General features: G+C 59.9%; 12 protein-coding genes and 1 tRNA gene. 7 read left to right on the top strand and 6 right to left on the bottom strand.

Going from position 1 to position 14,102, the window contains the following annotated elements:
- The 4 genes from BK665_RS17435 to BK665_RS17450 form a co-directional block, all read right to left on the bottom strand.
- Complete coding sequence (locus BK665_RS17435; protein WP_123407595.1) at positions 1 to 522, bottom strand: GNAT family N-acetyltransferase; 522 nt, start codon at positions 520 to 522, stop codon at positions 1 to 3.
- 169 nt (positions 523 to 691) lie between these two features.
- Positions 692 to 1,900, bottom strand: a complete 1,209-nt coding sequence (locus BK665_RS17440) for a DSD1 family PLP-dependent enzyme (RefSeq protein ID WP_185076549.1) — start codon at positions 1,898 to 1,900, stop codon at positions 692 to 694.
- Between the two features lie 74 nt (positions 1,901 to 1,974).
- Positions 1,975 to 3,369, bottom strand: a complete 1,395-nt coding sequence (locus BK665_RS17445) for a D-arabinono-1,4-lactone oxidase (protein ID WP_123407599.1) — start codon at positions 3,367 to 3,369, stop codon at positions 1,975 to 1,977.
- Positions 3,370 to 3,387: 18 nt separating this feature from the next.
- Positions 3,388 to 3,750 (bottom strand): c-type cytochrome, encoded by a 363-nt coding sequence (locus BK665_RS17450; RefSeq protein WP_123407601.1) that lies wholly within the window; start codon positions 3,748 to 3,750, stop codon positions 3,388 to 3,390.
- Between the two features lie 384 nt (positions 3,751 to 4,134).
- On the opposite strand from BK665_RS17450, the gene BK665_RS17460 reads away from it, so the two are divergent.
- Positions 4,135 to 5,760 (top strand): NADP-dependent glyceraldehyde-3-phosphate dehydrogenase, encoded by a 1,626-nt coding sequence (locus tag BK665_RS17460; protein ID WP_123407603.1) that lies wholly within the window; start codon positions 4,135 to 4,137, stop codon positions 5,758 to 5,760.
- A gap of 35 nt (positions 5,761 to 5,795) precedes the next feature.
- On the top strand, positions 5,796 to 6,836 hold the full coding sequence (locus BK665_RS17465; RefSeq protein WP_185076547.1) for an FUSC family protein: 1,041 nt from the start codon (positions 5,796 to 5,798) through the stop codon (positions 6,834 to 6,836).
- A 3-nt stretch (positions 6,837 to 6,839) separates the two neighbouring features.
- Here BK665_RS17465 and BK665_RS17470 read toward each other — a convergent pair whose 3' ends face one another.
- Positions 6,840 to 7,733, bottom strand: a complete 894-nt coding sequence (locus BK665_RS17470; RefSeq protein WP_123407605.1) for a DMT family transporter — start codon at positions 7,731 to 7,733, stop codon at positions 6,840 to 6,842.
- Positions 7,734 to 7,867: 134 nt separating this feature from the next.
- Between BK665_RS17470 and BK665_RS17475 the strand changes: the two genes are divergently transcribed.
- The gene (locus BK665_RS17475; protein ID WP_008155029.1) at positions 7,868 to 8,305 is read left to right on the top strand and encodes an Lrp/AsnC family transcriptional regulator; all 438 of its coding nucleotides are present in this window, start codon (positions 7,868 to 7,870) and stop codon (positions 8,303 to 8,305) included.
- A gap of 58 nt (positions 8,306 to 8,363) precedes the next feature.
- Positions 8,364 to 8,693 (top strand): YceK/YidQ family lipoprotein, encoded by a 330-nt coding sequence (locus BK665_RS17480; RefSeq protein ID WP_123407607.1) that lies wholly within the window; start codon positions 8,364 to 8,366, stop codon positions 8,691 to 8,693.
- A gap of 62 nt (positions 8,694 to 8,755) precedes the next feature.
- Here the strand turns inward: BK665_RS17480 and BK665_RS17485 are convergent, their stop codons facing one another.
- Complete coding sequence (locus BK665_RS17485; RefSeq protein WP_123407609.1) at positions 8,756 to 9,427, bottom strand: Bax inhibitor-1/YccA family protein; 672 nt, start codon at positions 9,425 to 9,427, stop codon at positions 8,756 to 8,758.
- A 123-nt stretch (positions 9,428 to 9,550) separates the two neighbouring features.
- Between BK665_RS17485 and BK665_RS17490 the strand changes: the two genes are divergently transcribed.
- From BK665_RS17490 to BK665_RS17500, 3 genes are all read left to right on the top strand, one after another.
- Positions 9,551 to 9,638, top strand: a tRNA-Ser gene (locus BK665_RS17490).
- 400 nt (positions 9,639 to 10,038) lie between these two features.
- On the top strand, positions 10,039 to 11,058 hold the full coding sequence (locus tag BK665_RS17495) for a substrate-binding domain-containing protein (protein ID WP_123407701.1): 1,020 nt from the start codon (positions 10,039 to 10,041) through the stop codon (positions 11,056 to 11,058).
- Positions 11,046 to 14,063, top strand: coding sequence for an EAL domain-containing protein (locus BK665_RS17500; protein WP_123407611.1), 3,018 nt, complete (start codon positions 11,046 to 11,048; stop codon positions 14,061 to 14,063). Before BK665_RS17495 ends, BK665_RS17500 begins: the two co-directional genes overlap by 13 nt.
- Positions 14,064 to 14,102 lie beyond the last annotated feature (39 nt).

Raw genomic sequence — 14,102 nt, forward strand, 5'->3', positions numbered from 1 at the left:
TCAACCGGCCTTGGGCAGGGTGCGCAGACGCGCCATGCTCAAGGTGTCCACCAGCACACCGTCGCGCACGGCGTAGTCGCGGAACAGGCCTTCGTCTTCAAACCCGAATTTGCGGTAGAGCGCGATGGCCGCTTCGTTGTCGGCGTACACCGAGAGCTCGACCCGGCGCAGGTTCATCCAGTTGTCGGCAACGTCCAGCGCCGTCGCCAGCAACTTCGAGCCCACACCCTTGCCCTGCCACTCCACCGCGACGCCCATGCCGATGCTGCCGGCGTGGCTGCGGCGAATTCGCGAGAACTGCTCCAGGCCGATATTGCCGATGACCACGCCCTGATGCAGCGCCACCAATCGCACGACCCGCTCGTTATCCGGCGCCAGGCGTTTGCGCCAGACTTCGGTGGACTGGAAAGGCATTTGCAGCACTTGGCGGGTGATCGCAGGGTCGTTGTAGAGCGCGGTGATGCTGTCGATATGGGCTTCGCTGAAGCGTTGGATCGTGATGGTGGGGTCGGTGGTAGGCATGGGCATTCTTCCTTGAGTGGCCACTGACTCTAACCCGCGATCCACCTGAATGGCGAGCCCCCCCTGTAGGAGCGAGGCTTGCCCGCGAAGGCGGTGTGTCAGTCAGATTTTTATTGCCTGACCCACCGCTTTCGCGGGCAAGCCTCGCTCCTACAGGGGATCTCAGTGTTCAGGTGTAGACCGGCCAGGTGTCGACGATTTTACCCTCCCGCACCGCCAGCAAATCCCCAAACTGCAGCAACACTGACTCTGTCTGCATCGGCCGCAAGAACACCTGATCCTCCACCGCCAACCCCACGGCGCTGGAGCCATTGACCATTTCCTGATTGGAGCTGCGGCCATACACGCCATTGCTCTGCAAGCCTTGGGGTGACTCGAATTCGGCCATCCAATTGCCGCCGTAAATGAAGAACGTCTCCCGCTGGTTCGCGTCCCACCATGAGAACAGTTTCGACTTGTCATCCAGCGCCGGGATGTTCACCGCCCCGGTGCTTTTTAACACCGGCGTGGCGATGTACGCCGCCGGCACATGGTCCACCAGCGACGGCAAATCGTAGTGAGTCGGCTTGAGCATCGCCGTGCCCACCGAGACTTCGCTGCTCAGGTTTTCGTGCTCATGCATGCGATAACTCGGGCTGCCGGCGGTGTTGAGGGTCAGCCCTTCGCGCCACAGGCCGGGGTACTGCTGCCGGGTGAAATCGACGCAGCGGTTGTAGATCAGCATCACGTTGGCGAACAGTTCCTCCGGCGAACCGAGAATCCCCGGCACGCCCATGCCCACGAACGGGTCGTAGCCCATGAACCCGGCGAATTCCAGGTGTTGCGGGTGGGCGCTGATCAGCGTCAGCATCTGCCCGAGCACGCCCAGGTCGCTGACGCCGCCGCGATGCAGGCCGACGTCCAGTTCGATGTTTACCCGCAACCGCGTGCCCAACCCTTGGGCCAGCGCCAGGTATTGCTGGAGCCGTTCGGGAGTATCGAGCAGCCACTGCAACTGCCGCACCGGGTCGAAAGGGCCTTTGTGGGTGTCATAAAACACCTGCGCCGAACGCACCGGCAGCGGTTTGCCCAGCAGGATGTCGGCGTCGGGAAACAGCACGGCGTCATGGTTGAGAAACGGTTGGTGAAACGACATCAAGCGCTTCGTCCCGGCACGCTGGGCGATGTAGCTCAGCAGCCCCGGCGCCGGCAGGGATTTCTCGACCAGGCGCAGGTGCTTGCCGGCGCGCCGGATCGATTGCAGCACCACGTCGATGTTGTGATCGAGGCGATCCAGGTCGATCAGCATCACCGGGCGCATCGGCCCGTGATCCTTGAGTTCGCGGTTCAGCCCACGGAAATAATCGCTGTACGGCCCGCCCCGGTCCCCCGGCCGCAGCCACGCGCCGACGCCCACCAGCAACGCACCGACACCCAAGGTCCCCAGCAGAAAATTACGACGATTCACGGCCATCAGTTCACCCCCAGAATCGACGTCAGATGCGCGTTGAGGAACTTGCCACTGGGGTCGAGGGCTTGGCGCACGTCAATGAATTCTCGCCAGCGTGGGTACAGCGGCTGCAGGTTTTTCGCATTCAAGGTATGCAACTTGCCCCAGTGCGGCCGGCCGTTGTACTTCCAGAAGATCGGTTCGACGGCGGCAAAAAAATTGTGATGATCCATCTGGTAATGCTGATGGACCGAGATCGAACAACTGTCGCGGCCTTCGAACATGCTCAGGGGAATGTCGTCGGCTTTCACATAGCGATACTCGATGGGAAACCAGGTGCGCAGGTCTTTGTCCTGAATCAGTTTGAGGATTTCCCGCAGGCAGGCCGGGCCGTGTTCCGCCGGCACTGAATATTCCATCTCGTTGAAGCGCACGGTGCGCACGTTGGCGTAGATGTCGAACGAGTCGCCGACCCGGTCATCGAAACTGGCGAGGTGGCGCAGGTTATTGAGCATCGTGCGCCGCAGGTCGGGGAAGTCGCTGGCGTACTTGTCGATCTTCTCGATCAGGGTCACGAACTCGTTGCCGCCCTCTTCATCCGCCGGAATCGGTGGCGTGGCCGGGTCGGTGGTTTCGTTCAGGGCGATGGACAGGGCGTAGTCGGAATGGGTGACCACGAGCATTTCCCAGTGCTGGTTTTCCTGGGTGTTCTTGTCGATGTCTTCCAGCAACTCTTCGGTCTTGGCGATCCACTGGCGTTCTCTTAGCCGATAGGCCGGGCGGTTTTGCAGGCGGATTTTCGTCGCCACGCCCAAGGCCCCGAGGGAGACGCGGGCAGCGCTGAACACTTCGGGATGGCGGCTGCTGTCGCAGTCCAGCACCTCGCCGTTGGCGGTCACCAGTTGCAGGCCGCAGACGTGGGCGGAATAGGATTGAAAGGTCTTGCCAGTACCGTGGGTCGAGGTGGAAATGGCGCCAGCGAGGGTCTGGTAGTCGATGTCGGCCATGTTTTGCAGGGCCTGACCGATGTCCTTGAGCGGCGTGCCCATGCGCGACATCGGCGTGCCGGCGGCGAACTCCGCCTGCAAGGTGCTGGGGTCGTGATCGAGCAAACCGGTGAAGTAGCTCAGGGACAAGAGCGTGCCGTCGGTGGGCACCAGGGCGCTGAAGGAATGGGCCGAGCCGACGGGTCTTATTTTGCCGGGCGCCTGGCGAATCACCTGGGTCAGTTCGTCGAGGTTCTTCGGTGCCAGTCGCGCCGCTGGCAGGCAACTCTGGCCGCCGGACCAGTTGCGCCAGGGAATCAACCGCGGCGCCCGCAGCAACTCGGCCAGCGCCGGGCTCGAGCCGAGGGCGGTGAAGGCGCCGATGACGCTCGCCCGTTGCAGTAACTGACGTCGTGTCAGGTCCATTGTCATGAAGTGCACCTGCCGTTCTTATTGTTGGATGGACTGACCGGACATAAAGGTAATCAGCGCGAGGAATTCTTCCTCCGAACACTGCATGCACAGGCCCATCGGCGGCATGCCGTTGTAGCCGTTGATCGCGTGATCGAGCAGCGTGTCGGCGCCCTGCTGCACTCGTGGCTCCCAGGCTTTTTGGTCGCCAGTCAGCGGCGCCCCGGCAGCGGGGTTGGCGTGGCAGAGCTGGCAACTGTTGGCGTAGATTTGGGCCAGTGCAGCGTCGCTGGGCGCTGCGTTGGCCGCTTCGCTGCGGGTGGCGGGGGTCTTGGGTTCTTCACCGCAGCCGCTGAGCAGCGTGGCGACGATCAGAAACGCCGCGTACCTGTTTGTCGGCATAGCCGTCCTCTCGTTGGGTGCCACCGCGAGCCGGAAGCACATTTTTATTGTGATCAAGGAGAGGCCACGGTAAGCCAGGTGTGTCGGGAGGTTGAGGGCATTGCGGGACATAAAGGGGGACTTCTGAGGCCACCGAAAAACCTTGTGGGAGCGGGCTTGCTCGCGAATGCGGTGGACCAGCCAACATCAATGTTGAATGACACACCGCCTTCGCGAGCAAGTCGAATCGTCGCACCGCCGCTCCCACAGGGGCTGGTGTCGATTAGTGCGAGTAGCGTCTATCTTGAATAAGCAACGCTCACCTGAGATGGGTCATGACAAGCGAGGCCCAGGTCTGCTAAAACGATTCATCAGCGCATTACAGAATCCAGACGGGGTAGCGACATGACCACAGCACACATCCTTGGCAATCTGTTTCCCGACAGCAGCGACATCCCGGAAAAATACCGCCTCGACGGCCAGACCGAGCAGCGCGAATACCTGGTCGACGGCGAACTGCGCACCTGGAACGGCCCTCTCGCCCAGGTCCGCAGCCCGGTGTACCTGACCGGCGAGAATGGCGACGAGCAAGTGATCCTCGGCAGTACGCCGCTGCTGGATGCCGAAACCGCCCTGACCGCCCTCGACGCCGCCGTCCGTGCCTACGACCGTGGCCAGGGCTTGTGGCCGACCATGCGCGTGGCCGAGCGCATCCAGCACGTCGAAGCCTTCCTCGGGCGCATGCGCCAGCAACGGGACGCGGTGGTCAAGTTGCTGATGTGGGAAATCGGCAAGAACCTCAAGGACTCGGAAAAAGAGTTCGACCGCACCTGCGACTACATCGTCGACACCATCAACGCCCTCAAGGAACTCGACCGCCGCTCCAGCCGTTTCGAGCTGGAGCAGGACACCCTCGGCCAGATTCGCCGAGTACCGCTGGGCGTTGCCTTGTGCATGGGGCCTTACAACTATCCGCTGAACGAAACCTTCACCACGCTGATTCCGGCGCTGATCATGGGCAACACCGTGGTGTTCAAACCGGCCAAGCTCGGCGTGCTGCTGATTCGTCCGCTCCTGGAAGCCTTCCGCGACAGTTTTCCGACCGGCGTGATCAACGTGATCTATGGCAGCGGACGCGAAACCGTCAGCGCGCTGATGGCCAGCGGCAAGATCGATATCTTTGCCTTTATCGGCACCAACAAGGCCGCCAGCGACCTGAAAAAACTGCATCCGAAACCACACCGCTTGCGCGCCGCACTGGGCCTGGATGCGAAGAATCCCGGCATCGTGCTGCCGGAAGTGGACCTGGTTAACGCCGTCAGCGAGGCGCTGACCGGCTCGCTATCGTTCAACGGTCAGCGCTGCACGGCGCTGAAAATTCTCTTCGTCCACGAAGACGTGGTCGAGTCGTTCATCGAGAAATTCAACGCCAAACTCGCCACGCTTAAACCCGGCATGCCGTGGGACAGCGGCGTGGCCCTGACACCGCTGCCGGAAGCGAGCAAGGTCGATTACCTGCATTCGCTGGTGGCGGATGCGGTGAGCAAAGGCGCGGCGGTGGTCAACCCCAACGGCGGCCAGGCCCGCGCGTCGTTCTTCTACCCGGCGGTGCTGTACCCGGTGAACCCGCAGATGCGCGTCTATCAGGAAGAACAGTTCGGTCCCGTGGTGCCGATCGTGCCGTACCGGCATCTGGACACGGTGATCGATTACGTCCTGGAATCGGACTTCGGCCAGCAGCTGAGTATTTTCGGCACCAACCCGGTGGCGGTGGGTCGACTGGTCGACACCTTTGCCAATCAGGTCGGGCGCATCAACATTAACGCCCAGTGCCAGCGCGGCCCGGACACTTTCCCGTTCAACGGCCGCAAGAACTCCGCCGAGGGCACCTTGTCGGTGCATGACGCGTTGCGGGTGTTTTCGATCCGCACGCTGGTGGCGACCAAGTTCCAGGACAGCAACAAAGCCCTCATCAGCGAGATCATTCGCGGGCGGGATTCGAGCTTCCTGACCACCGACTACATTTTCTGAGGAGACCCGAACTGAGCGCCTTTCGCCTGCCACCGTTGCTGCGCCGACTGCTGCGTCCGTTGCTGGACCCGTATCGGCGCTATCGCAACGCCCGGGTTATCCATGCGGTGCGGGTGTCGCTGGGGCTGCTGGCGACAATCCTGCTGACCACCGGCATCCACCTGCCCCACGGCGAGTGGGCGTCGGTGACCATGCTGGTGGTGATCGGCGGTTTGCAGCACCACGGTAATATCGGCAAAAAAGCCGCCGAGCGGGCGATCGGCACCTTGATTGGTGCCGGGGTCGGCTTGCTGCTGGTGGCGCAACAGGCCTGGCTCGGCATGCCATGGCTGACGTATTTCGCGATGTCGGTGGTATGCGGGTTCTTCTCGTATCACGCCATTGGCAAGGGCGGTTACACGGCACTGTTATCGGCGATTACCGTGTTTATCGTTGCCGGGCATGGTGACAATCCAGTCACTGACGGCTTGTGGCGCGGGGTCGATATCCTGATCGGCATCGCCCTGGCCCTGGCGTTTTCCTTCGCCCTGCCGCTGTACGCGGTGTTCTCCTGGCGCTACAACCTGGCGGATGCCTTGCGCGATTGCGCGACCCTTTACGGGCGCATCATCAATGGCCAACCAGTCACCGATGACGAACACCTCAAACTCATGGGCCGCCTGAACACGGTGCTGGTGCAACTGCGCTCGCTGATGCCGTCGGTGTCCAAGGAAGTGCGGATTTCCATGACCGAACTGGACGCCATTCAGCGCAACCTGCGGATGTGCGTCAGCACCCTGGAAATCCTCGGGAATACGCGACCGGATGCCAATGACCCGGTCGCCATGGCCCATCTGCAAACGGCGTTGAAAACTGAACACCGGCAGATTCGCGTTCAATTGATCGGCATGGCCCGGGCCTTGAAGTCCGGGGCGTCCCAGCGGCTCAACCGCCCCGTGGAGCTGCCGGACGCCAGCCTCGACGCGCCGGTCTACAGCCCATTGGACGGCTATCGCCTGTTGACCCGGCAACTGGGCGGCAATATCGGCGAAATGCGCGGGCGCCTGGCCAAAACTGCCCCACGCTGGAACATCTGACACTTAAGGCGTGACCACCCGGCGCAGCTTCAGGCCCCAGCCCTGTTGCATGCCAGCGGCGGCCAGCAGGATCGCTGCCACACCCAGCCATTGCAGCGGTTCCAGACGATGTCCGAAGGCGAACCAGTCGACGAAAATCGCCGCGATCGGGTAGATGAACGACAGTGCACCGGTGAGTGCCGTCGGCAGTTTCTGAATCGCGCCGTAGAGCAACACGTACATCACGCCGGTGTGCACGATGCCCAGGGTCACCAGGCTGGCCCAGGCACTCGGCGCCTGGGGCAATGCCGAAAAATGCGCGAACGGCGCGAGCAGCAGCACCCCCGTGGAGACCTGAACCAAGGCGATCAGATGCGGCGGCGTGCCAGTCAGGCGCTTGATGATCAATGCGGCAATCGCGTAAAGAAGCGCCGCACCGAGCGCCAGACCGATCCCCATCAGGTAATCATTACCGCTTGCGCCCTGCTCGCCGTGGGCGCTGACAATCGCCAGCATCCCGAGGAAAGAAATGCCCAGCCAGAACAGCTTCTGCAAGGTGATTTTCTCGCCAAGAAACAGCGCGGCCAGGCCCACCAGCATGAACGGCTGAACGTTGTACACCGCCGTGCCGATGGCAATCGATGCCCGGGAGTAAGAGGCAAATAACAGCAGCCAGTTGCCGACAATCGCCACGCCGCTGAGCACCGCAAGCAGGAACGTGGTGCGGGTCAGAATGCCCGGGCGCAGAAAGCTGAACGCCGCGCAGATCAGCAGCAAGGTGCCGGCGCCGAACAGGCAACGCCAGAACACCACGTCCAGCACCGGTTGCCCGGACACTAGCACGAACCAGCCGATGGTCCCGGAAATGAGCATGGCGGCCGTCATTTCGACCGAGCTGTGACGTAGTGATTTGTCCATTTCAACCTCCTGTGTTTGTGGCCAAATTATGCCGATCCATCGGCAGCCTTCTCCAGCGCAAAAAACAGGCTAAACTCGGATTCTGCCTTTTTTATCAAGGCTGTTTTGATTAACCGCCTAATCGAGGTTTCGTCATGACTGACGACATTGATCAAGTGCTGATCACCGCGCTGATGGAAGACTCACGGCGTTCTCTCAAGGCCCTGGCGCAAATCAGCGGTCTGTCCTCGCCCAGTGTGGCCGAGCGCTTGCGTCGTCTCGAAGAGCGCGGCGTGCTCAAGGGATATACCGTGGAGATCGATCCGAAGTGCTTCGGCTATCAACTCCAGGCCATCGTGCGCATCCGGCCACTGCCGGGGCAGTTGCAGGAGGTCGAGCGGCAGATCCAGGCCATTCCCGAATTCACCGAGTGCGACAAGGTGACTGGCGATGACTGCTTTATCGCACGCTTGCATGTGCGCTCGATGGAACAGCTGGACACCCTGCTCGACCGCCTCAACACCCACGCCGAAACCAATACCGCCATCGTCAAGAAAACCCCGGTCAAGCGCCGGTTGCCGCCGATGGCGTGAGTGCTGTTTTTTCAGAATTGGCGTAGATTGATGGCTTTCCAGCTAAAGGATTGGCGGTATGAAAATTCAGGCGATGATGTTGACGGCAATGATGCTCGCGGGTTGCGGCACGGTGCAGACCGTGGTGTTCAGCGATGAATCGGCCGTAAAAAGCCTAAAGGACAGGAAAAGCTACTGCGGCGCGGTCCCGCGAATCTACAGCGGCATGACCTTTGATTTCTGCTATCTGAATGCCCCATTGCAGAGTGGATATGACGACCAGACGCACTCCTCTGTTCCTTTCGTCGTGGTGGCTGACGCGGTTATTTCCGGTGCGCTCGACACCCTGCTGCTGCCCTACACGGTGTACCGGCAGCAGGCCGATGGCAGCATCATCATTAACGAGTAATCCCGAATTGCAGGCAATAAAAAACCCGCCGAAGCGGGTTTTTTATTACTCGTGATTTACGATCAATCGTCGCGGCTCATGATGCCGAAGAGTTGCAACAAGCTGATGAACAGGTTGTAGATCGATACATACAGGCTGATGGTCGCCATGATGTAGTTACGCTCGCCGCCATGAATGATGGCGCTGGTCTGGAACAGAATGCAGACCGAGGAGAACAGCACAAAACCTGCGCTGATCGCCAATTGCAAGCCGCTGATCTGGAAGAAAATGCTTGCCAGCGTCGCACCCAGCAACACGAAGAACCCGGCGGTGATGAAACCACCGAGGAAGCTCATGTCCTTGCGGGTAATCAGCACGTAGGCAGACAGACCACCGAACACCAGCGCTGTCATCGCAAATGCGGAACTGACCACTTCAGCGCCGCCCTGCATGCCCAGGTAACGGTTAAGGATCGGGCCGAGCAGGAAACCCATGAAACCGGTCAGGGCAAAAGCAGACACCAGACCCCACGCCGAGTCACGGAGTTTGTTGGTCAGGAAGAAAAGGCCATAGAAGCCGATCAGCACCACAAAGACGTTCGGGTAGCCGACACGCATCTGCTGAGCAACAAACGCCATCACGCCGCTGAATGCGAGCGTAAGGGCGAGCAAGCCGTACGTGTTGCGCAGGACGCGGCTAACCTCTAGCTGCTCAGCCTGCACGCTGTTATTAACTGCGTAATCCTGTTCGCGCATAGCGATACTCCTGTTGGTTTGATACGTTCAGTTGCAAAGATCATAACAGACGCTCTGTAACAAGCTATGCAGAGAGTTTGACAGTGTGTTTCATTCAGGTATTATGGCGCCCGCAACGCAAACGGAGGTGTGGCCGAGTGGTTTAAGGCAACGGTCTTGAAAACCGTCGACTGTAACAGGTCCATGAGTTCGAATCCCATCGCCTCCGCCATCTTTAGTACGTTAGAGCCCTGATTATTCAGGGCTTTTTCGTTTCTGGGGTTTGGTGAAATCACTGCCGTCTGGCGTGACGCCCTGGATGCAAATCAGCCCCTTTCCCGGATTTTCAGGGCTAAAGTTCGCGCACTTCCCCACAAAAGCCCTGATAACAGCAGAACCGACTATTCTTTCGGACAGTGAACGCTGCACTCTTGGCAAAAAGGGACGCTATGCCAGCCTATGATCGCGCCATCGGTTCCAGACCCGGCATTCTATGGGGCGATCAAATATGCTTGATCAAGCCATGGCGACTCCGGATGGCCTCAATTACGGTTTTGTGTCTTTTCACGGCAACCCCCGGATACGGCCAGAACCTGCCAACCGCAGCGGGTGGCGAAAACGCCACGGTTACGGTGATTCAAGCGCAGGAAATCGTTTCCAGGGCCACCCTCGGCGCCGTGCGCTGGAGCGGCCCTGAGTCCGGCCCGCAAGCTCAGCGGGGCAAGAGCATCGCCTTTGTCGCCGAAGATTTGCGTAATGGCGGAATTGTCGGTGTCGCCCAGGGCGCTCGCGAGGCCGCCAAGGCGATGGGCTGGACGCTGAAGATATTTGATGGCGCTGGATCATCGGCCGGGCGTGCAAAGGCCTTTTCCGACGCGCTGGCCGCGAAACCGGACGGCCTTATTCTGTGCGGCTCCGATGCCCTTGAGAACAATGCGGCGCTGATGCTCTTTGCCAACAGGGAGGTCCCGGTGGTTGGCTGGCACGCCGGGGCTCGCCCCGGGCCGATTGACGGCACGCCAGTGGCCATGAACGTCACGACCGACCCACTCGAAGTAGCGCGCCTCACGGCCATGGCGGCAGTGGCGCAATCAAATGGACACGCTGGCGTGGTCATCCTGACTGATTCCAAGTACAGCATCGCCATGGCGAAAGCCAAGGCCATGGAAAACGTCATTCGGGCCTGTCAGGCATGTACGTTACTGGAAGTGCGCGATGTCGCGATCTCTGAAAGTAGCGAGAAGATGCCGGCGATCACCAAGGAATTGCTTCAGCGCTATGGCACGCGCTGGACCCACGCGCTGGCCATCAACGATATCTATTTCGACTACTCGATTGCCTCATTGACCAACGCCGCCGTACCCAGTGACGCCATCAGTCTGTTGTCTGCCGGTGATGGCAGCGCGTCGGCTTTCTTGCGCATACAGGCAAAAACCTACCAGACCGTCACCGTGGCCGAGCCGCTCAATCTGCATGGTTGGCAAGTGATGGACGAATTAAATCGCCTGTTTGCAGGTCAGCCGGTGAGCGGCTTCGTCGCGCCGATTCACCTGGTCGACGCCGACAACATTGCCTTCGACGGCGGGGAGAAATTCCAGTACGACCCTGACAATGGCTACCGAGACATCTACCGCCACCAATGGAATCCCTGACAGTGGACGTCACCTCCCGACTCGGACGCTGGCTATTGCCGCAATCGCTACGCGCACAGTTCACCCTGGCGTTTCTGACGCTGGCGCTGCTGATCCTGGCGGGTGGTGCAACGGCGGTCTATGCGTTGCGAGCGTCAAACAGCGCTACCCGCCAACTGACGGATGAGCGACTGGTGCGCATGCAAAACGGGCAAGACATGCTGCAGCGTACCTTGCTGATCGAACGCCAGACCGATCAGCTTTTGACAACCCGCTCCCCCGACGCCCTGCGCTCAAGCTATGCGGCGACCGTCGAACAGCTTGAAGCCCTTGATCACCTGGTGCAGCAGCTAACTGCCGCGAACAGTGGCGTGGCGATACTTGACATGTATCAGTCGAGCCAGATGTTCCGCAGTACCGCCAACATCGTTGCACAGCTTCGAGAAAGCCTGCTGCAAACCGAGGTTACCTTTGAGCAAACCCTGACGGATCACACCGCCCGGTTAACCGCGACCCAGAACCAGGCCAGCCTGGAACTGGCGGTGTTAATTTTCGATTTGCCCCAGGCGGTTGACAGTGATGCCGTGCAGCGGCTGCAGACCCGATATGAGCGCCTGTCACAGACTGCGGGCAAGCTATCCGACGCTGATGCGCAGACGCCCGATCTCTTCGCCCTTCGCCTGAGGCTCATCAATCAGCAAAACGTCATCCAGCGCTTCAATGAAGAATTGAAGAATGAGGCCGGGGTTCTGGTCGCGGTGGCCCGAGCGCAATCCAGTGCCTACACCGAAGACTATCGCGAAGCCGTGCAGCGCCTGGTCGAGGCCTCGAATCGCAGCCAGCAATGGGTGCTGATTATGTTGGGTGCCAGCCTGGTGTTCGCCTGGTTCGTGACCCGGGTCTTCATGGGCCGGCATGTGCTCGTGCGCCTGAATGAAATAAGCCGGCAATTGCGCCAGAAGCACACTGACAAAACGCATTTGATGATGGCCGAACATGGGCAGGACGAGATCGGCAACATGGCTCGGGCGGTGAATCAGTTCCTTACCGACCGACTTCAGCTGGAAAAACGAACGGTTCAACTGAGTATCGCCACAGAGCGGCTCGCCGTGCAGAACAGCCGACTAGAGCAAGAAGCCATCATCCGCGCCGGACAGGGTCGTGTCCTGGAGCTGATCGCCAGGAGCACCGAGCTGACAGAAGTCCTCGACAGCCTGGCTCACTTGGTCGAATCCCAACTGGAGGGGCTGATGGTGTCCATCCTGGTGCTGGATGAGGATGGCACGCACCTGCTGCACGGGGCGGCGCCCAGTTTGCCGAAAACCTATAACCAACTGATCGACGGGATTGCGATCGGTCCGAACGTCGGTTCATGCGGCACCGCGGTGTATCGGCGAGAACCGGTCATCGTGACGGATATCGAGCAGGATCCGCTGTGGGAAGCATACCGTTCGATTGTTGCGCCCTATGGATTTCGTGCTTGCTGGTCGACGCCCATTCTGTCCCATGAGCGAAAGGTGCTGGGTACGTTTGCCTTGTATTCCAACACCGTACGCAGCCCGAGCGCGGCCGAGACGCGACTGATCGACATGGCGACACCGCTTGCCGGCATTGCGATAGAACGCGAACTGACCGAAAAGCGCATTCGCTATATGGGCGACCATGATGCACTGACCGGGCTGCCGAATCGCACACTGCTCGAAGACCGCCTCAAGCAGGCAATACTTTACGCTCAGCGTTACAACCGCCTGGTGACGGTGGTGTTTCTCGATCTGGATAAATTCAAACTGGTGAATGACAGCCTTGGTCATAGTGCTGGTGACGAACTGCTGAAAACCGTCGCCCGGCGCATGCTGGAGTGTGTACGCCGCACCGACACCGTCGTGCGACTGGGTGGCGACGAGTTTGTGATCATCCTGTTCGACCAGCCTTCAGACTTGGACGGCGTGACTCCCGCCCTGCACAAAATCCAGGAAGCCATCCTGCGGCCGATTCAACTCAGCGGACACACACTCCACGTCACCTGCAGCATGGGGCTGGCCACCTTCCCGGCCGACGGCAGCGACACCGACACGTTGCTCAGCAACGCGGACGCCGCCATGTACCGGGCCAAGGAATTGGGTCGCAACAGTTACCAGTTCTATACGAGCGAGATGAATAACAAGGTTCAGGGCAAGCTCGCCATGCAGGACGGGCTTCGAAAAGCACTCAACCATGACGAATTTCTGCTGCTGTACCAGCCACAGGTGGATTTGCAATCGGGTCAGATTATCGGTGTAGAGGCACTGATCCGCTGGCAGCACCCCGAGCTTGGCATGGTGTCTCCGATCAAATTCATTTCGCAGGCCGAAGAGACCGGGTTGATTGTGCCCATCGGCGACTGGGTGATTCATACCGCCTGCAGACAGAACAAGGCGTGGCAGGATGCGGGCTGCCGGCCGATCACCATGTCGGTGAATATTTCAGCACGTCAGTTCATCGAAAGGGACCTGATCGACCGGGTCCGGCATGCCTTGCAAGAAACCGGACTGGACCCGATGTACCTTGAACTTGAGCTGACCGAAAGCCTGATCATGCAAGACCTTCAACAAGCCATCAGCAAAATGAAAGAACTGCAAACGATGGGGATCAGTCTCTCGATCGACGACTTCGGTACGGGCTACTCCAGCCTCGCCGCGTTGAAAAGCTTCCCGATCGCGAGACTCAAGATCGACCAGTCCTTCGTGCGCGATCTGCCCGACAACGAAAATGACAAAGCCATCGCCACTGCGGTGATTTCGTTGGGACACAAACTGAACCTCAAGGTCATTGCCGAAGGTGTCGAAACCGAAGAGCAACAAATCTTCCTGCGCGAAAACGGCTGCGATGAAATTCAGGGCCACTTTTTCAGCAGAGCGGTCAGTGCAGAGGACATCAGTGTGTTACTGCGTACACCTCGGCTGTCTCAACCGAGCGTGGCGAGCCCTGATTCTGTCAGGCGCAAACCCGATGTAAAACGCCCAAGCAGTCCAATGCCCGGGCATTAATGAGCGATCGGCACTACGATCCAGCACAGTCAGACCTGC

Origin of the sequence: Pseudomonas frederiksbergensis (assembly GCF_003732665.1) — a bacterium.
Taxonomy (GTDB): Bacteria; Pseudomonadota; Gammaproteobacteria; order Pseudomonadales; family Pseudomonadaceae; genus Aquipseudomonas; species Aquipseudomonas frederiksbergensis_G.

Excerpts from the sequence above, each read along its gene's own strand:
- BK665_RS17435 (WP_123407595.1), bottom strand. The coding sequence starts at position 522 with ATGCCTACCACCGACCCCACCATCACGATCCAACGCTTCAGCGAAGCC.
- BK665_RS17445 (WP_123407599.1), bottom strand. The coding sequence starts at position 3,369 with ATGACAATGGACCTGACACGACGTCAGTTACTGCAACGGGCGAGCGTC.
- BK665_RS17450 (WP_123407601.1), bottom strand. The coding sequence starts at position 3,750 with ATGCCGACAAACAGGTACGCGGCGTTTCTGATCGTCGCCACGCTGCTC.
- BK665_RS17460 (WP_123407603.1), top strand. The coding sequence starts at position 4,135 with ATGACCACAGCACACATCCTTGGCAATCTGTTTCCCGACAGCAGCGAC.
- BK665_RS17470 (WP_123407605.1), bottom strand. The coding sequence starts at position 7,733 with ATGGACAAATCACTACGTCACAGCTCGGTCGAAATGACGGCCGCCATG.
- BK665_RS17475 (WP_008155029.1), top strand. The coding sequence starts at position 7,868 with ATGACTGACGACATTGATCAAGTGCTGATCACCGCGCTGATGGAAGAC.
- BK665_RS17480 (WP_123407607.1), top strand. The coding sequence starts at position 8,364 with ATGAAAATTCAGGCGATGATGTTGACGGCAATGATGCTCGCGGGTTGC.
- BK665_RS17485 (WP_123407609.1), bottom strand. The coding sequence starts at position 9,427 with ATGCGCGAACAGGATTACGCAGTTAATAACAGCGTGCAGGCTGAGCAG.
- BK665_RS17500 (WP_123407611.1), top strand. The coding sequence starts at position 11,046 with ATGGAATCCCTGACAGTGGACGTCACCTCCCGACTCGGACGCTGGCTA.